Below are 21,360 nucleotides of genomic sequence, written 5' to 3'. Positions count from 1 at the left end.
AATCCACTGGGGAGAACACTTTATGAATCTGGTTGTACTCCAGAACTGGCTGGACAATGCCTCCTTTGCTGTCTTATTCCTCACCATGCTGGTGTATTGGGCAGGGGCAGCTTTTCCAAATCTTCCAGCTATGGCCGCTTTGGGGACAGCTGGAATGGCGATCGCTAATTTGTGCATAGCTACTTTATTAGGAGCAAGATGGATAGAAGGTGGATATTTCCCACTGAGTAATTTGTATGAATCGCTGTTTTTCTTGACTTGGGGAATTACCACTATTCATTTAATTGCCGAAAATTCAAGCCGTAGCCGCTTAGTAGGAGTGGTAACTGCCCCTGTGGCTATGGGAATCTCGGCTTTTGCGGCTTTGACGTTACCATCGCAAATGCAGGTGTCAGAACCTTTAGTACCTGCGCTGAAGTCAAATTGGCTGATGATGCACGTCAGTGTGATGATGTTGAGTTATTCTGCTTTGATGGTCGGTTCATTGCTGGCGATCGCTTTTCTCATTGTGACTCGCGGTCACAATATCCAACTACAAGGCAGTTCTGTTGGCACTGGTGGCTATCGCAGTAATGGCTATAAGTTACACAAAGCAGGTGAATTAGTTTCTGAACCACAAACACCTGCTGTAGAAAATAATGGTTTTGTTCGCTATGAAAGTAATAGCAATGGTAACGGTAAAACTGCTGTTTTAAATTTAGTCACTGCGCCGCAATCGCAAACTGTTACATCTGCTGAACCTTTATCACCTCAACGTCTTAGCCTTGCAGAAACTTTAGATAATATCAGCTACCGCATCATTGGTTTGGGATTTCCCTTACTCACAATTGGTATTATTGCTGGTGCAGTTTGGGCTAACGAAGCTTGGGGTTCTTATTGGAGTTGGGACCCTAAAGAAACTTGGGCGTTAATTACTTGGTTAGTTTTCGCCGCTTACCTCCACGCCAGAATTACTCGCGGTTGGCAAGGTCGTCGTCCCGCGATTTTAGCTGCTAGTGGTTTTGTTGTGGTTTGGGTTTGCTATTTGGGTGTGAATCTTTTGGGTAAAGGTTTGCATTCTTATGGTTGGTTTTTCTAACAAAAATTATCCCTTTCTCTGTGAGCAGAGGAGGGGATATTAAAAATTCATCATACGTAATTCGTAATTGATAATTATGTTTGCAACAGAAGGATACGAAATACAACCAAAGAGCGCACAGTATAATAGCCAAAATATTATATTTAGCTGTGAATAAATATGGTTAAGATTCCAGTTCAAAAATTAACTTTTGAGGATTTTTTAGAACAGTATCCTGATGGTTCTGGTATCTATGAACTGGTAAATGGACAGATTATCAAAGTGGAACCTATTAGGGCGCATAAGAATGTAGCAAGATTTCTCATGCTTGGTTTCAATGATGAAATTAGGCGCTTAGAGCTTGATTATATTGCTGATAAAGATGTGGTAGTTAGGACATTTTCTAGTACGGGAGAAGAACAAGGTAGAAATCCTGATGTAGCTGTAGTTAAAGCATCACAGTGGAATAGTAATGTGCTAGCTTATGGGGCGTTAATTGAGCCGATTCAACTGGCTGTAGAAGTTACTTCCACTAAATTGGGATGATGATTATATTGATAAATTAGATGAGTATCAGCGTCTGGGTATTCTTGAGTATTGGATTGTGGATTATTTAGCGATCGCTTCTCGTGCTTATCTCGGTAATCCTAAACTTCCTACGGTGTTTGTTTATCAGTTAATTGATGGTCAATATCAAGCGCAAAAATTTACAGGTAATGACCGCATTATCTCTGCCACTTTCCCAGAATTACAAATTACTGTCAAACAAATTGTAGCTGCAAGTCAAATACAAAAACTTTAATTACAGTTTATTTATAAAAATAAATATATAGCTTTTTTCATGTAAATGAGGTAAAAGAGTAGGAGCAAACAATGTTTTTTATTTTAACTTAAGTTTGTACCAAAAAATCTTCTGGGTCTATACCCCAATTTACCCAACTAATAGCCTCTCGTGCGGATGTTATATTCGGGGGTACGCGCAATATATGAATATTTCCTGTACTGGGACAAATCATTTTTAATAAACACATAGATTCTAGAGATGTAGAACCACGCCGATTTATTTCTTGGTAATTATCAATTCTTAATAAAGTGTATTCTTGCCAACTATCTAACTCAATTGCACCCAATTCTTCACAAATGCGTTTGTAGCCAATACCTTGAATCAAAACTCTTCTGAGTTCTGCGTTACCTTCTTCAAGTAACCATGTTGCTTGCCATTGATTTGCAAATACTTTACCGTATTTTTCAGGTAGTCTAACACCTTCATAAGCATAGACTTTAAAACCATCAACATACTCTAATGCTGGTTCTCCTTCTGCGTGGAGACGGTTTTGATTGTTGAAGGATAGTTTAGTAGGGCGATCGCAAATTAAACAAGCTTCTTTATACGCATAAATTCGTCCGCAATTTTTCAGAATATTTTGGTAAATATCCCATGTAGAATGTTTATAAAATCCCAGTTCTGAAATACAAAAATCCGACCAGCCACATTCATAGCAGATACTGTCTGTTTGCATGTGACCAGATTCAAATTCATAAGGTAGGTCATCTCCAATTTCTAGCTCTCGCATTTCTCGTTCAGAAATTTCCTCTATATTGCTTATTATTTCCCAGAGTTGACGATCTGTATCAAAATCTGTTTTAAAATCCTCATTACCGATATCGTTAAACACGATACACATGAAAATTTCTCTGATTTGAGGTAAAAGATCACTATAATCTAATTCCGAATATGAGCCTTGAAAATAAAAGTGTTTAGCAGCAGTGTAAGGGCTATCAAAGAAAATAATCTCTGGCTCATCTTCACCAATTAAATCATAAGCAGCCTTCACTGCCTCAGATGCTTTTTCTCTATCAATTCTCTCAGTTGACAGCGCAATTTTTCTCCACTTCTGTTGATAAACAGGAATTAAAGCTTCTTGCTCTGGAGTTAGTGTTTTAATCTCTTGATTAGACATTCTCAGCTAGAAAATCATGACTGTTCAATTTTGGCAACAGGCACATCAATATTTAATATTATTTATATACGAGTGCAGAAATAACAATTTTAGTATCCGAAATGGCTTTAAAGCGCAACTACAAGCGTTTTAGATTTTTTATCAATGCATTAAAACACAACTTTACCACTTTAAATAAGAAGCTTCAATTCCCTGCTCACGCTTTATTTTGCTATCTTTTTCAAACCAAGCAATGACTTGTGGTGTGGTCAAATCTTCGATAGCAACACCATATTCTTGAGCAATATGCTTTAAAAGCTTCAGGGATGAAATTGTCAATCTTGTTAAAAATTTTTCCGAGGAAGATAACAAAGCCGCTTCTACTTTTGAGGACTCTTCCAAACTTAAAAACTGTTCTGATGGTGAATTAGTCATTTGTCAATAGTCAATAGTCATTTGTCAATAGTTAATAGTCTCCCTTGTCCTCCTTGTCCTCCTTGTCCCCCTTCTATTCCCGCGCTTGGACTAAATAGCCACAACGATGCTCACCATTGATAATCCAGTGGGTGCGCTCGACTGTACAATCGGGGAGGACTGCGGCGAACATTTCTAGTTCATGACCGCAAACGCTGGGGAAAGATTCGGCAACATTAGAAATAGCACATTTATGCTCGATGAAGAGAAAGCGATCGCTTTTCTTAGAATTATCGGACTCTACAGCATGATACTCTGCCATGAAGCCTTCTGCTTTTCTAAACTCCACTAAGTTGGCGACACGCTCTTTTAAGGAACCGTTACCAAGGCGATCGCGGTATTCTTGGGCTTTACGCTCCCACTGTTTTTGTAAGATTGATGTGACTTGGTCTTTGCCTACTGTTTCTGCTAAGGTATCCAGCAAAGAAACAGCAAAATCACCATAACTATCACCAAAGCGATCGCTTTGTTGTCGATGTAGGCGATCGCGTCCTCTCGCACTCAATTGATAAATATGTTGGGGTCGTCCCATTCCCGCCTGCACTGTGGTGGAATATAAAATTAGCTCTTCCGCCTCCAAATCCTTGAGATGGCGGCGAATCGCTTGGGGACTAATATCTAAAACTTCGGCTAGCTCAAAAGCGGTTGCTTGTGAGTGTTTCTGGAGATATTCCAGAATGTCTTGCTTGGTGGAGGACTGGTGGGTAGTCGTCATCTTTTTGGGGAGACGCTCTGCAAACGTCCAAAAAATTTCTAGGAAAATTTGACTTAAACAACATTGTTGTTGTTAATTTAGCGTAAAATGAAGATACATTAAACAACATTGTTGTTGTTTTAGTCTCAATTCCTATTGTAACAGCCGTGTAACCACTCAGTAATGCGAGATGGGAATCGGCTCAAACCAAGCCCGTCTCCGAATCCTAGAGAGAGATCCTAAAGAACACGAGAGATTACTACCGATGAGTGCCACTGTCAAAACCTTAGTCAACCAACCATACAAGTACGGCTTTGTCACGGATATTGAAGCCGACACTATTCCGCGTGGACTAAACGAGGACATTATCCGCCTAATTTCCGCCAAGAAAGAAGAGCCGGAATTTATGCTGGAGTTTCGCCTCAGAGCGTATCGCCAGTGGCTGAAAATGACAGAACCAACTTGGCCTAATGTCAAGTATCCACCAATAGATTACCAGGATATCATCTACTATTCAGCTCCCAAGCAGAAAAAACAAAAGCTGGAACGTCTGGATGAAGTAGATCCCACCCTGTTAGAAACCTTTGAAAAGCTAGGTATTCCTCTATCTGAGCAAAAGCGCCTCGCCAACGTCGCTGTTGATGCAATTTTTGATAGCGTTTCTGTCGCCACAACCTTTAAGGAAAAGCTAGCTAAAGATGGCGTAATTTTCTGCTCAATTTCTGAAGCATTGCGGGAACATCCAGAATTGATCAAAAAATATCTGGGTAGCGTTGTGCCGGTAGCTGATAACTATTTTGCGGCGCTGAACGCTGCTGTGTTTAGCGATGGTTCTTTTGTCTATATTCCTAAAGGCGTAAAATGCCCGATGGAACTGTCTACCTACTTCCGCATCAACTCTGGTGATACAGGACAATTTGAGCGGACATTGATTGTGGCTGAAGAAGGTAGCTATGTTTCCTACCTGGAAGGTTGTACTGCGCCAATGTATGACAGCAATCAACTACACGCTGCTGTTGTAGAACTAGTTGCTTTGGATAACGCCGAAATTAAATACTCCACTGTGCAGAACTGGTACGCAGGCGATGCTAACGGTAAAGGTGGAATTTATAACTTTGTTACCAAGCGCGGTTTGTGTCAGGGTGTGAATTCCAAGATTTCCTGGACTCAAGTAGAAACAGGTTCAGCAATTACTTGGAAGTATCCCAGCTGCGTATTAGTGGGTGATAACTCTGTAGGTGAATTTTACTCGGTGGCGCTGACAAATAATATGCAGCAAGCCGACACCGGCACCAAAATGATTCATGTTGGTAAAAACACTCGCAGCACAATTATTTCTAAAGGAATTTCTGCGGGTAACTCCAGCAACAGCTATCGCGGTTTAGTGAAAGTTAACCCGAAAGCGCAAGGTGCGAGAAATTATTCTCAGTGTGACTCCATGCTGATTGGCGATAATGCTCATGCCAATACTTTCCCCTATATTCAGGTACAAAATAACAGTGCCAAGGTAGAACATGAAGCTTCTACTTCCAAAATTGGGGAAGATCAGCTATTTTACTTTGCCCAACGGGGCATTTCGGCAGAAGATGCTATTTCGATGATGATTAGCGGCTTCTGCAAGGATGTGTTTAATCAGCTACCAATGGAATTTGCGGTGGAAGCTGATAAATTATTGAGCCTGAAATTAGAAGGTAGTGTTGGTTAATATTCAAATCGCAGATGAAGCCGAATATATCCGTATTTATCTGTGTTCATCTGTGATAGAAGTAACGAACCGCTAAGGCGCGAAGGGCACGAAGATAGAGAGAGACAGAGAAGAGAGAGAGAACATGATTATTGAAAATAGCGAAGTTGTACTGTCAGTTAAGGATCTGACAGCTACAGTTGATGGGACACCAATTCTGAAGGGTGTAAATCTGGAAGTTCGTGCAGGCGAAATCCATGCGATTATGGGGCCGAACGGTTCTGGAAAGAGTACCTTTTCTAAAGTATTGGCGGGACATCCAGCTTATGAAGTCACTGGTGGCGAGGTAATTTTCCAAGGACAAAATCTGCTGGAATTGGAAGCCGAAGAACGGGCGAGAAGTGGTGTATTTTTAGCGTTTCAATATCCCCTAGAAATTCCCGGTGTCAGCAATTTAGATTTTTTGCGCGTTGCATATAATTCTCGCCGTAAAGCACAAGGTTTAGAAGAACTGGATGCTTTTGATTTTGACGATTTGGTAGAGGAAAAGCTGGAAGTGGTGAAGATGAATCCCGCTTTCCTCAGCCGCAGTGTCAATGAAGGATTTTCCGGTGGTGAGAAGAAGCGCAATGAAATTCTGCAAATGGCGCTACTAGAACCAAAGTTAGCAATTTTGGATGAAACCGATTCTGGTTTAGATATTGATGCGCTAAAAATTGTCGCTGGTGGGGTAAACCACTTGGCTAGTCCCGACAATGCCACAATTTTGATTACTCACTATCAGCGTTTACTCGACTATATTGTGCCTGACTTTGTGCATGTCATGGCACACGGAAGAATTCTTACTACTGGTGGCAAGGAATTGGCGCTAGAGTTAGAGTCTCGCGGTTACGACTGGATTCTAGAAGAAGCTGCGGTTGAGGTGGGTGTGTAATGACTATTCAAGTTTCCCCCAGTTCAATTTCTAGTTTGCTGGATAGAGATGAGTATCTCAGTGGATTGTTAGCACAGGTAACAGCACAACCAGCAGCAGGTTGGTTACAAGGAGTTAGCCAAGCTGCTGCGAATGTGGTGCGTCATTCCACTGTTCCCACCAGCCGCGATGAAGAATGGCGCTTTACAGATTTGTCAGCGTTGCGAAAGCAGGAATTTCAGGTAGAGAAGCAATTAATCTCTACAGATATTGCGGCGCTCACTCTACCAGAAGCCGCTAACAGCCATTTGGTATTTGTTAACGGTGTATACGCACCAGAATTATCTGCAATTGCAGATTTACCTGCGGGTGTAGTTGTTAGCAATTTGACAGCTTTAGCGACAGATGAACAGGAACGGGTGCGGCAGTATTTAGCCCAAAGTGAAGGACAGCAGGAAGTTTTCACGGCTCTGAATACTGCTGGTTTGACTGATGCAGCCGTGGTATTGGTGAAGAAGAATGTAGCAGTTGCAACGCCAATTCACTTGCTGTTTATTACAGTTGCAGGGGAAAAAGCAACGATTTCGCAGCCACGTTGTTTGGTGGTAGCGGAAAGCGGTTCACAGGTGACTTTGGTGGAAGAGTTTACGAACCGCAGAGGCGCAGAGAACGCAGAGGAGGGAGTTTATTTCACCAATGCAGTTACGGAAATTTGGCTAGCTGAGAATGCTGAAGTCAGTCACACTAGAGTTGAGCGTGAAAGTGTAGAAGCTTTCCATATTGGTAAAACTGCGATCGCTCAAGCTCGTGATAGTCGCTATACCTGTCATGCTATTAGCTTTGGTGGCAAGCTGTCACGCCATAATTTAGAAATTTTGCAAACTGGCGAACAAACTCAAACCACCCTCAACGGGTTGACGGTAATATTTGGCAATCAGTTAGCTGATACTCACAGTGCGATCGCCCTCAATCATCCCTATGGTACAAGTAAGCAATTGCACAAATGTATTGTAGGCGATCGCGCCCATGCTGTATTCAATGGCAAGGTTTTCGTGCCCAAACCAGCACAGCTCACAGATGCAGCACAATTAAATCGGAATTTGCTACTATCATCCAAAGCGAGAGTTGATACCAAACCCCAACTAGAAATTACAGCAGATAACGTCAAATGCGCTCACGGGGCTACCGTCAGCCAGTTAGAAGATGATGAAATATTTTATCTGCAAAGTCGGGGCATTGATGAAAACGCCGCCCGAAATTTGTTAATTAACGCTTTTGCTGCTGAAATCATTAATCAAATACCAGTTCCCTCTCTCAGGGAAAGTCTGTTAAACACAGTCAAGAGTCTTAAGACATCCAATGACTAAGGACAAATGACTAAGGACAAATGACAAATCATTAATTACCAATGACTTTTACTTCTACCAAAACCTTAGCCGATCAAGTACGTATTGACTTCCCTATCTTGCGTCAGGTAGTCAATGGTAAACCCTTAGTTTACCTGGATAATGCTGCTACTTCTCAAAAACCTCTGCCAGTATTAAATACTCTGCGAGATTATTACGAGCAGTATAATGCCAACGTCCATCGGGGTGCCCATATTCTCAGTGCTAAAGCTACCGATGCTTATGAAGGTGCTAGAGATAAAGTAGCCAAATTTATCAATGCTGCATCGCGTCAAGAAATTGTCTACACCCGCAACGCGAGTGAAGCGATTAACTTGGTAGCTTATAGCTGGGGAATGAACAATTTGCAGCCAGGAGATGAAATTATTCTGTCGGTGATGGAACACCACAGTAATATAGTTCCTTGGCAATTTGTGGCACAAAAAACGGGTGCGGTACTCAAGTTTGTCGAACTGACACCAGAAGAAACATTTGATTTGGAACAGTTTAAATCACTGATTTCTGCAAAAACAAAATTGGTATCAGTGGTTCATGTTTCTAACACCTTGGGTTGTATTAATCCAGTCCAAGAAATAGCTACGATTGCTCACAGATACGGCGCGAAATTCTTAATGGATGCTTGCCAAAGTGTCCCCCATATGCCCATTGATGTACAACAAATAGACTGTGATTGGTTAGTCGCCTCCGGTCATAAAATGTGTGCCCCAACTGGCATAGGATTCTTATATGGCAAGTTAGAATTACTAGAAGCAATGCCACCATTTTTCGGTGGTGGCGAGATGATTGCAGAAGTCTATTTAGACCATTCTACCTATGCAGAATTACCCCATAAATTTGAAGCGGGTACACCTGCAATTGGAGAAGCGATCGCTCTTGGTGCAGCTATAGATTATCTTACTAGTATTGGTATGGATAAAATCCATGCCTATGAAGCTGAATTAACAGCTTATTTGTTCCAACAATTAGAACAAATTCCCCAAGTGCGGATTTATGGCCCCAAGCCAGATGCTAAAGGAGAAGGTAGAGCCGCTTTAGCCTCATTTACAACTTCCGAAGTCCACGCCAACGACTTATCTACATTATTAGATCAAGAAGGTGTAGCCATCCGTGCTGGACATCATTGCACTCAACCATTACACCGCTACCTAAATATTGCGGGAACTGCACGGGCAAGTTTATCTTTCTACAATACCCGTGAGGAAATTGATATTTTCATCAAGGCGTTGAAGGATACTCTTGAATTTTTCGCGGGAATCTTCGGCTAAAAATTGTCAATATTTTCAGATTAATTGTGTCAACTATTAGCTATGTATAAGGCTGATAATTGGCACAATTTAGTTTTTAATGGGTTTTAAATACCTTAAATTGTTGACGGTGCATTGCGCTGCGCGACAACACAACGCCAGTTGCTTCAACGGAGGAAACCTCCGCAACGCACTGGCTCCCCTACATTTAAATTAATAATTGGAAAGATTTACAGGAGTAAATTCAATGTCATACAGTGATTTTACTTTAGATAAAGTTAGAAAAGCTTTTAACTTAACTATTTCTGACAAAATTAATATATTTTCATCTGTGCCTGAAATTATCTGTCCGCCATTACTAGCAGAAATTTTACAAGAAAATATACCTTTAGCTCTTGCTAGTAATACAGAAAAATCTCGGAGTGAGATGATTATTGCCCCTATTTTAATTGCTATTAGAAAATATTTAAATAATCAAATCAGTTTATTTTCAGGTATAGATTTTACTGTCGAATCATCTCAAGGATTAAATGGTAATTGTGATTTTATTATTAGCCGTTCCCCAGAATTATTAATTGTTAATGCTCCAGTGGTAACGATTGTAGAAGCTAAAAAAGAAAATCTCAATGCTGGTTTAGGTCAGTGTGTTGCAGAAATGATAGCAGCTAAATTGTTTAACGAACGCGAGGGAAACAATATTAAAACAATTTATGGAACTGTTACCTCTGGAACTAACTGGAAGTTTTTAAAGCTTCTGGGACAAATAGTAGAGATTGATTTGAATGAATATTATATTAATGATATAGGTAAAATTTTAGGAATTTTATCTAGCGTTATGACAGAAGAATTATTGTAATATGCTGGTTAAGTCTACGTCTGCTGAACAAAGAACAGTGCTATACAACATTAGCTGGGATACCTTTGAAGCCTTACTCAAAGATACAGGTGAGGACAGAGGCTCTAGATTTGCTTATGACTGTGGCACTTTAGAAATTATGACTCCACTTTTTGAACATGAAAATCCCAAAATTCAATTTGATCGCTTGATTTTGGTTTTAGCAGAAGAATTGTCAATCGAAATTAAAAGTACTGGCTCTACAACACTGAAACAACGATACTGTTAACTATTACAGGTGCGTTAGCCTACGGCATAACACACCCTACAAAAAAACTGAGAATTTATGGTGTTGGGTTTCATACTTCAGCCTTTTTTTCGCCTAACTATTCAGAAACTCCGCAAAAACTGATAGCGTCAAACAAAGAAAGAAATTATTGTGGATGTGACAGCTTGAAAACGCGATCTAATTATTGGCAACTGCTACCCTATATCCGAACCCAGTGGCAAACTATCATCAAGGGATTTATTGGCATCTTAGGATATGTGCTGGCGACATTAACACTCATCAATCTCGCGGGTAAATTGGCAACGCCCTTTGGAGAGGGTAATGTAGTGGCGATCGCACAATTAGCTGGCATCTGTGCTGTAGTATTTCTGGTACGTGGCTTTTTTCAGTCTGTGCAAGATATCTACATGGCTCAGGCTGCGTTAAGAGTAGCGTTTCTCCTCCGTAAGCAAGTTTACGGACATCTGCAAAAACTCAACCTCAGCTATTTTGAAACCGCCAAAGCAGGTGATTTATCTTACCGCTTGACTGAGGATGTTGACAGGATTGGGGAAGTAGTCAATAAAATCTTTCACGATTTAATCCCCTGTGTGTTGCAATTGCTGGCAATTCCCATCTACATGATTTACTTGAATTGGCAGCTCACCCTAGCAACGGTGATTGTTGCACCACTGATGGGGATTTTGATTGGTTGGTTTGGCGAAAGGTTACAGAAATATTCTCGTCGCAGTCAAAATCGAGTTTCTAGTTTATCGGCTATCCTCACAGAAGTTTTTAGTGGGATTCGGTTAGTTCAAGCTTTTGCAGCCGAAACCTACGAAATGGTGCGGTTTAGCCACGAAGCAGAACACAGCCTCAAAGCTAAATATTCAGCCGAACGCCTCAAAGCCATTCAAATCCCTATTATCGGCTTTCTCGAAGCTTTAAGTGCTTTATCACTTTTGTTGGTGGGAGGATGGCAAATTTCCCAACGCAACTTAACTGTAGGCGAGTTTTTCAGCTACCTCACAGCAGCAGCATTGTTAATTGACCCTATCGGTCATACTACTAATAATTACAACGAATTTAAGCAAGGCGAGGCATCCATTGACCGAGTTTTTGAATTATTAGCAATTCAACCCACAGTTTTAGAAAAGCCGAATGCGATCGCCCTCCCACCTGTACAAGGCAAGGTAGAATATCGCCATGTTTCCTTTGCTTACAAAGCTGGTGAATCGGTCTTAAAAAATATTAATTTATTAGCATTACCAGGGGAAGCGATCGCCCTTGTGGGTGCTTCTGGTGCTGGTAAAACCACATTTGTAAATCTGCTACCCCGTTTCTACGATCCCGAATCTGGGCAAATATTAATTGATGGTGTGGATATTCGCGATGTCACGCTTTATAGCCTGCGGCGACAAATTGGCATTGTTCCCCAAGAAACTATCATGTTTTCTGGCACAATTGCCCAAAATATCGCCTTTGGGCAAGATTCCTTTGCAATGTCAGAAGTAGAAGCAGCCGCGAAAATTGCTAACGCCCATAATTTTATTACCCAGCTACCAGAGGGTTATGATACATGGGTTGGTGAGCGTGGAGTCAATTTATCAGGCGGACAAAGACAAAGAATTGCGATCGCCCGTGCTGTGCTCCTCAACCCGCAAATTTTGATACTTGATGAAGCCACATCAGCCTTAGATTCTGAGTCAGAAGCCTTGGTACAGGAGGCTTTAGAAAGACTGATGCAAGGACGCACAGTATTTATTATTGCTCACCGATTAAGTACAGTGAAAAGATGCGATCGCATTTTAGTACTAGAACAAGGTCAAATTGTTGAATCTGGAACCCATGAAGAACTGTTAGCGTTTCAACGTCGCTATGCCAGGTTTTATGCTCAACAGTTTAGTTAGTGATATGTGAGTTGGGGTGATCGCATTTGCAATTTATACTTTGATCAAAAGATGCAATCGCCAAGTGCTGGCGCAGCGATCACATAAAGTCAGACTAGAATATTAATCTATTTTTTGTACACTCTGATTAACGGTGTCACCTTTGGTTGTTCGGGATTAGTTAGGTTTAATCTATAAGCCGTGTTTAATATATCTCCTGATTCATCACCTTTAACTGTGACTATATAAGTTGCTGGTTGATCAGGATGTTTTTCAAGTTTTTCAATTACCTTGTCTTGAATAATCGACACATCTTTTAATCTTTGTGGTAGCCGAGTATGAGGTTTCCAAAGACATAAAACACCTGTAGAGTTGGGAAATTTTAGTAATTGTAGAACGTATTTTTGATTATTAACTTGAAACTGAGATGTTGAAAATACTCTAGCGTGATTCCGTTGTGGTATTTGCCGCAATACTTCTTGTGTTCTTACATGATAGCGGCAGTTTCTATCAATAATTGGTTCCCCAGCGATTACAGATGTTGATAATGTTGATATACTGACACCGTATAAACTTAAACTTGTTAAAGCCAAAGCAGTGGCTTGAGAAAAAGTAAGCATAGTTTAAATTCTAAGTTGCAATATCAACGACGAGGTAAAAATTTAGGCAGTTCCTAAAGCATGAAACTCCAAAGGCGATCCAGACATTTGCTGCGATCGCCTTTTCATATCAGAATAATCTATGTCTCCTAATTTCCTCTCAAAATCAGGACTATTAACATAGTTAGGTTTATCCTCATCAACTGACTAAATATCCTCACGCGCAATCAAATGTCTCTGTTTACTTTTTACCTTCCACAATCACAGCTTCAATAGTTCGACTGTAGTCTTCTATCTGTGATAAATCGTTAATTTCGCTTTCAAAAGCTTGTTTGCTAGTCGCTTGAAAGCCAATCTCAGACATGACTTTTAATAAAGTGGGAGTGTCATACATACACTTATGCGGAAAGCGAATAAATGGCGCTAGTTTCTTTTTCAGAATATTATCTTCAGGAGATTCATAGCTTACATAAAGTGTATCAAGTAATTGGTCGGCTGCGATTTGACCTTGCAAGTATTTGTTGATAATTGCCTTCAAATCTGGCACGATAATGCGAATAATACCATGAGGTTTTAAAACTCTATAGCACTCACTTAAAAAATTTTGCCCTTCAGTTTTGGATAGATGCTCTAGAGTATGAGAACTGTAAACTATATCTACTGAATTATCTGACCAAGGAAATTTCTTTCGCAAGTCGTAGAGAAAAATGTTATCTGGCCAATCAAGATTGAGGATTTTAAAGTTCTTATTGATATGGGAAACAACAGGTATCTTTGTTATCCAAGCCCCCATAGCATAGTCTACATTTAGCCAACCACTGGGAGTATGAGAACCGCTACCAAGATTTAGTTTTAACATCTGACATCTCTTTTCTAACTGCTAGATGATGGGAGGTGCGAAATTTCAAAATAAAGCCCTAGTTCTTCCGCTACTTTGAGGAAGAATTATTAGTAAAATGACCTTTTTGTAGATGCTGTGGAGACAATAGCATCATGTCAATAAGACTGTTTTATCCTCAATAAATGTTAAAACAATCCTATTAAGTGCTACTTATTGACCAAGATTTAGGTTTAGACGTAAAGCGACTCAAATTTGGCAATTACTTGAAGTCTGAGACAATGAATCGAATAATCAATGCTTACTTTTTTGTTGGTTATTAAGCTGGATTGCAATCAGGACTAATTTAGATGAACACGTACTAGTAGATGCTGATGTATTATTGTCTACTCTTAGCGGTATTTTCTCGTAATCTTGTTGAAAAATCAAATAAGTATTCCCCGTAATATTCCGTTTAAGCTCATTTATTTTCGTTTTAGCAAAGGAATAAGCCTCTGTAATGTCCTTATACAGAGGCGTTAGCTAGATATGTAGAAAAGTATTACTTTTTCTAAAGTTTTGTAAATCAATAGAGCAATATGAATTGATTTGCAAAGACGCGATTAATCGCGTCTGTACAAGAGTGCTGAGTAAAAATCCCCGCCTCGACTTTCATCCTTGGTGGTGAAACTTGTTTCATTGGGACTGCTTCTCTAGCTACTAAGAGAAACAGCAGGAGTCATCATTTGTTTTTGCTGTTCTTGTATCCAACCTTCAAACAGTTCATTGAGTAGCCGTGCTTTCATTGGTTCATCTAATTGTGCAGGAATAAATTTCTCTAGCTGCACAATCACAAACCATTCAGCGATGCGAGTCGGGGGTAAAACTTGCCCTGGTTGATTATTAGCCAGTAATTGCGCCATTGCTGGATGGAGTTGGTTAAGTTCAATTGGCCCAACTAACCCGCCTGTTTGCGCCTCTGGGCCTTTAGAATATTCTCGCGCTACATCTGCAAAGGATTGCTCTTTAGCTTGAATGCGGAAATATAGTTCTTGAGCGATTCCCATATCTTGGGTGCGTAGCAGAGAATAAATTACTTTATCCAGTTTTGCTTTCGACTGGAAAAAATAAGCTTCCAGCTTTTTACCCCAAGTTTCTTGCTTAAATTTTTCTACTTTCAGCTTCCGCACCGTCAAATCTGCTAGTTGCTTTGGACTCAATCCTTGATATTCCATCCATGCTTTAACATCAGCTTCAGATGTTAACTGTCTTTCAGCGAAAAACTGTTGTTGAGCAGCCGCGATTTCTTCCGGAGTACAATCTATGGATGCGATCGCATCATCGATAATTAACTCCCGTCGCAACTGTGGCAGCATTTGATAGCCTGCCAGTAAGGGAATTAGTTCGTCATTCGTGATTGTACGGTTACCAATTCTTAATACTTCAGTCATTAGCTTTTATATATATCAAAATATATGTTTTGTAGAATTTTACACTCTTTGGTTGTACATACTATTCAACCAGCCCTTACATAAATCATGCTACAGGCAATTTACTAGTCATCCTTTATACTAAATCGGCTTAGATAGTCATGTTTTCTAAGTTTGGAACAACCTTTTGATAAAGATTGTTAATCTCAAACCCAAAACGGGCTATCAGTTGCCCCTCTGTTATACCCAATACAATTCTAATTTCAAAAATATGCAGCCTATTATGAAGTTTAGGCGAAGATAATACCAAGGTCATGAGGCAAGCACAAGTGCAATATAGTCAGCAACTTTGTGCCTTAACTAAGGTAAAACACATCTAAATAGATAGCGTAAATCCAGCAAGCATTTCCACCTACTACAATCTTTGCTATACAAAGTTTTTGACTTTATTCAGTTAAAAATTTTTAAGCTAAAATCGCCAGTCTTTAATATATGGTGAGAGCGATCGCCTTTTAGCCTTAATATAGTTCATACCAAGCAATAATTTCCCAAGATTGGGCTATAAAGACTCTAAATAGCTCAATAGGTCTGCCATTTCTTGGGCACTAGGCTGAAACTTTGGCATCGGTGGTGTTTCACCACTAATCACTTGGCGAATCAGTCCATAACGCGATTTATGCTTGGATACACCTTGCAAGCTGGGGCCTACTCGCCCATCGGCTTGCCAGCCATGACAACCAGCACAATTGATTTGAAAAATAGCGTTACCTTGAACTGGATCTCCAGTTAAGGATAGAACATTTTTCACATAAGGATCGGAAGCTTGCACCATCTGAACACCAAAAATGCCCAAAGTGATAGCTAGCATTACGGCAAGAGCCAGCAAAGCGATCCGCTGAATTAAATTTTCAGGTTTGGTAATCTGGTTATCCAAAAGGTTTGTTGTGAAAGTTGTAGGTGTGCTAAGAATTTTTCATTTCCTACACATAGCTTAAAAGTTCTTGATGCTCACTGCAAGCATGGATGGCAGTTTTACTTTGATGATTCATTCTCCAAAAATGCTGTAGAGAGCGGCATTCATCCCGAATTTGGTAAAATCAAAAACAGGAAACAAATGTTTAATAATTGCAAAGAGGAGATTTACAGTGGTTGAACCCCTGCTCTCAGGTATCGTCCTTGGTCTAATTGTAGTTACCCTTTCTGGTCTGTTTTACGCTGCTTATAAGCAATACAAGCGCCCCACTGAACTGGGAGGTTAGGGATTAGGGACTGGGGATTGGGGACTGGGGATTGGTAATTGGTAATGGGAATTTCTCATTTTCCCCCTTGTCCCTTCCCCCTTCTCCCCTTCCCCTGACTCACTCGATCATCCTATAAAACGTCAAAGCAGTATTTCCATACACTTTCTGGCGGCAAATTTCCCAATTAGGAATGATTGGGGGAGTCCAATCTTGGGCACTATGTTCAGCCGCAATTTCGCCTTCAGGATCTAAAAGCTGGTAGTTTGCGATCGCTTCTAAAACTGGTTGATATAATCCGCTAGCATAGGGCGGATCAAAATAAATTCTGTCAAATTTTTTGTCTGTTAAGGTTTTTAACTGCTGGAGTACATTTCCCCGTAACAATTTCCATTCTTGGTCAGCACTCGCTACTCGCTGCCAATTCTGTTGAATGATGTTACAGGCGCGGCTCGATTGTTCAATACCGACTACTAAGCTGGCTCCTCTACACAAAGCCTCTGCGCCCATTGAACCGCTACCAGCACACAAATCTAGCCAACGACACCCAAATATTCTTTCCTGCCAAATATTAAAGACAGCCTCTCGTACCCGCGCACTGGTGGGTCTGGTATCTTTACCAGGCAAGGTTTTTAACTGACGATTTCCGTAAATTCTCAGAGCCATTAGTCATTAGTTATGAGCCATTAGTCATTGTTCATCGATCATTGGTCATTGCACAAAGACAAATGACAAAGAACAAATAACAACTGACAGACAACTAAATTGTATTATGCTGCTACTTGTTCGCGGACTTGAGCAACAAAATTAGATAAGATTTGCAATCCAATATTAGATGATTTTTCTGGGTGAAATTGCACCGCCATCAGATTATCACGAGCGATCGCAGCTGTAACTGTTTGCTTCCCGTGGGTAACATTTGCCGCGCTAATTTGTGGGTCTGTTGGTTCAACATAGTAAGAATGAACAAAATAAACCCAAGGATTCGCAGGCAAATGCTCCCACATAATACTTTTTGGCTGAGTTATTTCCAGCTGATTCCAACCCATGTGAGGAATTGTAATTTCTGGTTCTGGACGAAACCTTTTAACTGTTCCTTTAACAATTCCTAATCCTCGTTGTGTACCTTCGGCACTCGATTCAAACAGAATTTGCAATCCCAAACAGATACCCAAAAAAGGTTTACCTGATGCGATCGTATCCTTAATAGGTTGTTCTAAACCACGCCCACGCAGGTGTTGCATAGCTGGATCAAATGCTCCAACTCCTGGCAAAACTACTGCATCTGCTTGTTCTAATTCCTTAAAAGAATGAGTGATTTTAGGAGTTGCTCCAGCTTTTTCCAAGCCTTTGCAAACTGAATGTAAATTTCCCATATCATAATCTACGACCGCAATCACTGGCATTGACCTGCTCCTTGTAAATTTATTATGGAGAGTAATTCTATTTTAAATAATATTTCTTATGAAGAAAAGATTTCTATTAACTTCTTTTGACACTTGGCTCGAAGATCAACAGTCAAATTCCTCGGATGATTTATTACTAGAAGTCACCAAACTAGAAACACTACCTCATCATTTGACTTATTTACGTCATTTACCTGTAGATGTGCAGCTTGCTAGTAATGTTGTAATTCAAAAAATCAATGAACTCCAACCGGATTGTATTATCTGTTGTGGAATGGCTGCTAGTCGGATGCAATTAACTGTAGAAGTTTGTGCAACTAGTGCAGAAAGTGTTTTGCAAACAGCTGTGGATATAGAACAATTAGTTTCTGGAGCCAGGGGAATTGAGATTAGTCACGACTGCGGTAAATTTGTCTGCGAAGGTCTTTATTATTCAGTATTGGATCATTTACACCAATCCCAAATGCAGGCAAATTGTATTTTTGTCCATGTTCCAGTTTTAAATCACGAAAATTTGGTAAACATTGTTGCAGATTTCGTATTAATTATTAACAAACTGGCACTTTCATAAATTTGCCCGCGTCTTTATGGAGGAAAAAATAGTTAAATTTATGTTGCCATTGTTACTAAGTTTGACACTTGCTCAATCAATTTCGCCTACACCACCACCAGAAGAAGTAGTACAACCGCAAGTTGTTCGTCCCTTACCAGGTAATCTCGATACAGTTCCAGTATTTAATAGCAATAGTCCAGAATTAGTCTTAAAGGAAGGGATTTTACTCTCTACTTTTCCCCCAGATGGCAAAAAAGTACCAACAGCTCATCTAAATTTTCCCTTTCAAGGAAGATTTGATATTTTTGCTCACCATATAGCTAGAGCTGAACCGCCAGAAAATTTACGCTCGCTATATTTAGGAATTATCTTGCATAATCCTGGTACAACTCCAGTAACTATTAATGTCTTGCAAGGAGCAACTTATTTAAGTCAGCCAGATGCACCTTTTATTTCGTTACCATCATTCAGTGAAAATACTTTAGGTACAGTTTACGCTGGCCCGGGCGATCGCGTTACTAGCGATGTCCTACGAGGACGACGACAAGAAATCTTTCCTGCTCAAATTGTGATTCCCCCAAAAGGAAGTCAGATGTTATTAAATCTGCCAATTCCTGTGAAAGGACTTACCCCACCTTTAAATGGTCGCTCGACATTAATGCGGCTACGCAGTAATGGCACAGTCTACGCAGCTAGCCTCGCCATGTTTGCACAAACAAATCCTGATGGTAGCGAACGTGCCCCAAATTTAGATGAGTGGCAAAATTTACTCAATAATAGTGATGTAGCTGGCCCCAGAGATAAAACTCCCACACCTTTAGAAGAGACTGGTAAACCGAGAATTTACGGACGTGTAGCAGGAGTAGCTAGTGGTTCTCTGTGGCGCGCCTTATTAGTGGATGAGCCTAAAGCTAAATATTTAACGATTCCTCAACCGGGTCAAGCCCTTTCCTACGCTTTGAGTACTGTGCATGGTGGTACTTTGGGAACCAATCAAATTCAAAGTGCTAAGTTGTTGGTACGCTATCCTGACACCGCATACCGCGCTCACGGTAATTACGGCATTCAATATAGTCTCAAATTGCCGTTGTATAACAATACTCAAACTCCGCAGACTGTAACTGTATCAGTCCAAACACCACTCAAAGAAGACCAATTAGTCAAACCAGGACTACGCTTTTTCAACAGACCAGCCAATCAAGTATTTTTCCGTGGGACAGTACGAATCCGTTACAACGACGATCAAGGTAAGCCACAAACCAAGTTTGTCCACTTAATGCAAACTAGAGGCCAGGCTGGAGAACCCTTAACTTTATTAAATATGCCAGCAGGCGATCGCAGATTAGTACAAGTAGACTTGATCTATCCACCAGATGCTTCCCCACCGCAAGTATTAACCGTTGCAACTCAGACAAAGGGACAATAAGCTACTTCATCATTTTAGGTAGTGTGTTACGGCGTATAGCGCCATTTCTGGCTCAAAACTCTACATTATACTCGCCGTAACCCAACCTTAAGAGACGCGATTAATCGCGTCTCTACAACTTTTGACTTTTAATTATTTTGGTCGGTATTCAATACCATCCGCACGAAAACCTTTTTGTTGTAAAACAACTTTATTGTTCTGAATAATTGTCAGTTCCGTGTCAGCACCAGGAATAAAGCGGACTTGATAAGTATATCCATCCTTAGATGCGATGTAGGTTGTCCAAAGACTATTAGTTTCGGTTTTAGGTAACTTTGCTGCTGGAGCGCTATTTGTAGTTTCGCTCTTGTTGTCGTACACATTTATATATGCTTGACCTTTACCGTGAACTCTCACAGTTTTAGTGTCAGTCACAAAATAGACTAGCGTATCTGCTTCTGAAGGATTTTTATCAGGCGCAGGCTTGGTAGGAGCAACGACTGAGATCACATCTTCACGCACCCAGCCGACTTCGTTTGCTTGTTTACCAAATTGCACTTTGTACCAAGTACGAGTATCCCCCGAGGGCTTTTGTTTGTCTAGAATTTTGACGCGATCGCCTGATTTACCTTGGCGAATGACGTTACCTTCTTTAATTACGGGTGCTGAACGAATATTAACTACGCTCGTGCTAGTAGAATTAGTCTTGAGAATGCCTTCGCTAGATAGAATTTGGTTGGAATTTGTCATATTCTGATGCAGCCAGATAAGGATTTCTTGACAATAGATGCTTCAAATGATACTACTGGTTTTCCGAATTGGGAAAAAATATACTTAAATTTCTTAATAATGTACGCAGGTTTAAGAAACTGTATGGACTGGAATATGGCTCAGTTAAAGGTCAAATGATTTTTGTACTCAGGAATTTACTCCTGAGATAGGCATGATATTGAATGGTTGCAGAGTTAGGTAGCCCTTTATTCTTTCCTATTCTCTGTCCCTAGTTACACAAGTAATTTCAGCAATCAAAGCAGATTTCACATTATTTGAAACCCTTTGCTGATTTTTTTTGACCTTTACTTTGAGGCTTAGATTTTTGCACTTCTGCTATGGCTGCTTGAAATAAGTTATGCAGATGTACAGGAACACTAGCAATTTCTGGTAAATCTGGCTCTAGAGGTTTACCGAATTCTTGTAGAAGTGAATCCAAGTCATTTGCTAGACTAAAATCTGGACGTTGTAGAAAAGTTTGTAATACCTTTTCTAATGATGTGGGATACTCTTGAGCTAATCGATGCCAGATAAAAGCATTGATACTCTTATCTTCCAAATAAGAGCGAATTAATTTCTCAGCGCCTTCAACGCTCTGCCAATTTTCGGCTGATAAAATTGTTTTGAATTTACTATATGTTGGTAAAAATATTTGTCCCCAACGGGGATGGGAAATTGCTGTAACTTGTTCAGCTTTTTTGAGTTCAGCAGGTAAATCCACTTTTGGCATGACCATC

The 21,360-nt window shown here is 40.3% G+C and carries 21 protein-coding genes and 2 pseudogenes (1 of these 23 cut by a window edge); 12 read left to right on the top strand and 11 right to left on the bottom strand.

From position 1 onward, the window contains the following. The first annotated feature begins 22 nt into the window (after positions 1-22). The gene (gene ccsB, locus AACU25_RS09020) at positions 23-1,078 is read left to right on the top strand and encodes a c-type cytochrome biogenesis protein CcsB (protein ID WP_096574854.1); all 1,056 of its coding nucleotides are present in this window, start codon (positions 23-25) and stop codon (positions 1,076-1,078) included. 159 nt (positions 1,079-1,237) lie between these two features. Then, a pseudogene (locus AACU25_RS09015) lies at positions 1,238-1,859 on the top strand (Uma2 family endonuclease). 88 nt (positions 1,860-1,947) lie between these two features. Here AACU25_RS09015 and AACU25_RS09010 read toward each other — a convergent pair. The 3 genes from AACU25_RS09010 to sufR form a co-directional block, all read right to left on the bottom strand. Continuing rightward, a complete protein-coding gene (locus AACU25_RS09010; protein ID WP_096574852.1) occupies positions 1,948-3,018 on the bottom strand; it encodes a DUF6745 domain-containing protein in 1,071 nt (356 codons plus the stop codon). A 162-nt stretch (positions 3,019-3,180) separates the two neighbouring features. After that, positions 3,181-3,432: a hypothetical protein gene (locus tag AACU25_RS09005; protein ID WP_096574850.1), complete on the bottom strand. Its 252-nt coding sequence runs from the start codon at positions 3,430-3,432 to the stop codon at positions 3,181-3,183. Positions 3,433-3,505: 73 nt separating this feature from the next. Beyond that, the gene (gene sufR, locus AACU25_RS09000) at positions 3,506-4,186 is read right to left on the bottom strand and encodes an iron-sulfur cluster biosynthesis transcriptional regulator SufR (protein WP_096574848.1); all 681 of its coding nucleotides are present in this window, start codon (positions 4,184-4,186) and stop codon (positions 3,506-3,508) included. 244 nt (positions 4,187-4,430) lie between these two features. On the opposite strand from sufR, the gene sufB reads away from it, so the two are divergent. The 7 genes and pseudogenes from sufB (at position 4,431) to AACU25_RS08965 (ending at position 12,425) form a co-directional block, all read left to right on the top strand. Further along, positions 4,431-5,870, top strand: coding sequence for a Fe-S cluster assembly protein SufB (sufB, locus tag AACU25_RS08995; protein WP_096574846.1), 1,440 nt, complete (start codon positions 4,431-4,433; stop codon positions 5,868-5,870). A gap of 124 nt (positions 5,871-5,994) precedes the next feature. Continuing rightward, a complete protein-coding gene (gene sufC, locus AACU25_RS08990) occupies positions 5,995-6,783 on the top strand; it encodes a Fe-S cluster assembly ATPase SufC (RefSeq protein WP_096574844.1) in 789 nt (262 codons plus the stop codon). After that, positions 6,783-8,129, top strand: coding sequence for a Fe-S cluster assembly protein SufD (gene sufD / locus AACU25_RS08985; RefSeq protein ID WP_096574842.1), 1,347 nt, complete (start codon positions 6,783-6,785; stop codon positions 8,127-8,129). Before sufC ends, sufD begins: the two co-directional genes overlap by 1 nt. Before the next feature lie 41 nt (positions 8,130-8,170). Next, positions 8,171-9,433 carry a cysteine desulfurase gene (locus tag AACU25_RS08980; protein ID WP_096574840.1) on the top strand — a complete coding sequence of 421 codons (1,263 nt, stop codon included), beginning with the start codon at positions 8,171-8,173 and terminating at the stop codon, positions 9,431-9,433. Positions 9,434-9,659: 226 nt separating this feature from the next. Then, positions 9,660-10,268 carry a hypothetical protein gene (locus AACU25_RS08975; RefSeq protein ID WP_096574838.1) on the top strand — a complete coding sequence of 203 codons (609 nt, stop codon included), beginning with the start codon at positions 9,660-9,662 and terminating at the stop codon, positions 10,266-10,268. Position 10,269: 1 nt separating this feature from the next. After that, positions 10,270-10,527: pseudogene (locus AACU25_RS08970) on the top strand (PDDEXK family nuclease); the annotation flags it as partial. A 173-nt stretch (positions 10,528-10,700) separates the two neighbouring features. After that, positions 10,701-12,425, top strand: a complete 1,725-nt coding sequence (locus AACU25_RS08965; protein ID WP_096574836.1) for an ABC transporter ATP-binding protein — start codon at positions 10,701-10,703, stop codon at positions 12,423-12,425. Positions 12,426-12,532: 107 nt separating this feature from the next. Here AACU25_RS08965 and AACU25_RS08960 read toward each other — a convergent pair whose 3' ends face one another. The 4 genes from AACU25_RS08960 to AACU25_RS08945 all read right to left on the bottom strand — a co-directional run bounded on the left by AACU25_RS08960 (position 12,533) and on the right by AACU25_RS08945 (position 16,184). Beyond that, positions 12,533-13,024 (bottom strand): hypothetical protein, encoded by a 492-nt coding sequence (locus AACU25_RS08960; RefSeq protein ID WP_096574834.1) that lies wholly within the window; start codon positions 13,022-13,024, stop codon positions 12,533-12,535. 220 nt (positions 13,025-13,244) lie between these two features. Continuing rightward, on the bottom strand, positions 13,245-13,862 hold the full coding sequence (locus AACU25_RS08955) for a class I SAM-dependent methyltransferase (protein WP_096574832.1): 618 nt from the start codon (positions 13,860-13,862) through the stop codon (positions 13,245-13,247). Between the two features lie 671 nt (positions 13,863-14,533). Beyond that, positions 14,534-15,271: a peptidylprolyl isomerase gene (locus AACU25_RS08950; protein WP_045874408.1), complete on the bottom strand. Its 738-nt coding sequence runs from the start codon at positions 15,269-15,271 to the stop codon at positions 14,534-14,536. A gap of 538 nt (positions 15,272-15,809) precedes the next feature. Beyond that, the gene (locus AACU25_RS08945; protein ID WP_045874409.1) at positions 15,810-16,184 is read right to left on the bottom strand and encodes a c-type cytochrome; all 375 of its coding nucleotides are present in this window, start codon (positions 16,182-16,184) and stop codon (positions 15,810-15,812) included. A gap of 211 nt (positions 16,185-16,395) precedes the next feature. On the opposite strand from AACU25_RS08945, the gene petG reads away from it, so the two are divergent. Further along, a complete protein-coding gene (petG, locus tag AACU25_RS08940) occupies positions 16,396-16,509 on the top strand; it encodes a cytochrome b6-f complex subunit V (protein WP_071989488.1) in 114 nt (37 codons plus the stop codon). Positions 16,510-16,608: 99 nt separating this feature from the next. On the opposite strand, the gene rsmD is transcribed toward petG, so the two are convergent. After that, positions 16,609-17,154 (bottom strand): 16S rRNA (guanine(966)-N(2))-methyltransferase RsmD, encoded by a 546-nt coding sequence (gene rsmD, locus AACU25_RS08935; RefSeq protein WP_096574830.1) that lies wholly within the window; start codon positions 17,152-17,154, stop codon positions 16,609-16,611. Positions 17,155-17,258: 104 nt separating this feature from the next. Beyond that, positions 17,259-17,894: an imidazole glycerol phosphate synthase subunit HisH gene (gene hisH, locus AACU25_RS08930; protein WP_096574828.1), complete on the bottom strand. Its 636-nt coding sequence runs from the start codon at positions 17,892-17,894 to the stop codon at positions 17,259-17,261. Between the two features lie 58 nt (positions 17,895-17,952). Here hisH and AACU25_RS08925 point away from each other — a divergent pair, with 58 nt between their 5' ends. Beyond that, the gene (locus tag AACU25_RS08925; protein ID WP_096574826.1) at positions 17,953-18,465 is read left to right on the top strand and encodes a pyroglutamyl-peptidase I family protein; all 513 of its coding nucleotides are present in this window, start codon (positions 17,953-17,955) and stop codon (positions 18,463-18,465) included. Positions 18,466-18,505: 40 nt separating this feature from the next. Beyond that, positions 18,506-19,873, top strand: coding sequence for a DUF3370 family protein (locus tag AACU25_RS08920; protein WP_096574824.1), 1,368 nt, complete (start codon positions 18,506-18,508; stop codon positions 19,871-19,873). A 132-nt stretch (positions 19,874-20,005) separates the two neighbouring features. On the opposite strand, the gene AACU25_RS08915 is transcribed toward AACU25_RS08920, so the two are convergent. After that, the gene (locus tag AACU25_RS08915; protein ID WP_096574823.1) at positions 20,006-20,602 is read right to left on the bottom strand and encodes an SH3 domain-containing protein; all 597 of its coding nucleotides are present in this window, start codon (positions 20,600-20,602) and stop codon (positions 20,006-20,008) included. 292 nt (positions 20,603-20,894) lie between these two features. Beyond that, positions 20,895-21,360 carry the 3' end of a hypothetical protein gene (locus tag AACU25_RS08910; protein ID WP_096574822.1) on the bottom strand. The gene runs 860 nt beyond the window's last position, so only the last 466 of its 1,326 coding nucleotides appear in the window; its start codon lies off the right edge, out of view; its stop codon occupies positions 20,895-20,897.

This window comes from Tolypothrix tenuis PCC 7101 (assembly GCF_963874875.1).
Classification (GTDB): domain Bacteria; phylum Cyanobacteriota; class Cyanobacteriia; order Cyanobacteriales; family Nostocaceae; genus Aulosira; species Aulosira tenue.
Note: the sequence above shows the minus strand (reverse complement) of the source record. Positions and strands in the feature narration are given on the sequence as shown.

What these genes read in the sequence shown, in the direction of transcription:
- ccsB (WP_096574854.1), top strand. Translation starts at nt 23, where the DNA reads ATGAATCTGGTTGTACTCCAGAACTGGCTGGACAATGCCTCCTTTGCT.
- AACU25_RS09010 (WP_096574852.1), bottom strand. Translation starts at nt 3,018, where the DNA reads ATGTCTAATCAAGAGATTAAAACACTAACTCCAGAGCAAGAAGCTTTA.
- AACU25_RS09005 (WP_096574850.1), bottom strand. Translation starts at nt 3,432, where the DNA reads ATGACTAATTCACCATCAGAACAGTTTTTAAGTTTGGAAGAGTCCTCA.
- sufR (WP_096574848.1), bottom strand. Translation starts at nt 4,186, where the DNA reads ATGACGACTACCCACCAGTCCTCCACCAAGCAAGACATTCTGGAATAT.
- sufB (WP_096574846.1), top strand. Translation starts at nt 4,431, where the DNA reads ATGAGTGCCACTGTCAAAACCTTAGTCAACCAACCATACAAGTACGGC.
- sufC (WP_096574844.1), top strand. Translation starts at nt 5,995, where the DNA reads ATGATTATTGAAAATAGCGAAGTTGTACTGTCAGTTAAGGATCTGACA.
- sufD (WP_096574842.1), top strand. Translation starts at nt 6,783, where the DNA reads ATGACTATTCAAGTTTCCCCCAGTTCAATTTCTAGTTTGCTGGATAGA.
- AACU25_RS08980 (WP_096574840.1), top strand. Translation starts at nt 8,171, where the DNA reads ATGACTTTTACTTCTACCAAAACCTTAGCCGATCAAGTACGTATTGAC.
- AACU25_RS08975 (WP_096574838.1), top strand. Translation starts at nt 9,660, where the DNA reads ATGTCATACAGTGATTTTACTTTAGATAAAGTTAGAAAAGCTTTTAAC.
- AACU25_RS08960 (WP_096574834.1), bottom strand. Translation starts at nt 13,024, where the DNA reads ATGCTTACTTTTTCTCAAGCCACTGCTTTGGCTTTAACAAGTTTAAGT.
- AACU25_RS08955 (WP_096574832.1), bottom strand. Translation starts at nt 13,862, where the DNA reads ATGTTAAAACTAAATCTTGGTAGCGGTTCTCATACTCCCAGTGGTTGG.
- AACU25_RS08950 (WP_045874408.1), bottom strand. Translation starts at nt 15,271, where the DNA reads ATGACTGAAGTATTAAGAATTGGTAACCGTACAATCACGAATGACGAA.
- rsmD (WP_096574830.1), bottom strand. Translation starts at nt 17,154, where the DNA reads ATGGCTCTGAGAATTTACGGAAATCGTCAGTTAAAAACCTTGCCTGGT.
- hisH (WP_096574828.1), bottom strand. Translation starts at nt 17,894, where the DNA reads ATGCCAGTGATTGCGGTCGTAGATTATGATATGGGAAATTTACATTCA.
- AACU25_RS08925 (WP_096574826.1), top strand. Translation starts at nt 17,953, where the DNA reads ATGAAGAAAAGATTTCTATTAACTTCTTTTGACACTTGGCTCGAAGAT.
- AACU25_RS08920 (WP_096574824.1), top strand. Translation starts at nt 18,506, where the DNA reads ATGTTGCCATTGTTACTAAGTTTGACACTTGCTCAATCAATTTCGCCT.
- AACU25_RS08915 (WP_096574823.1), bottom strand. Translation starts at nt 20,602, where the DNA reads ATGACAAATTCCAACCAAATTCTATCTAGCGAAGGCATTCTCAAGACT.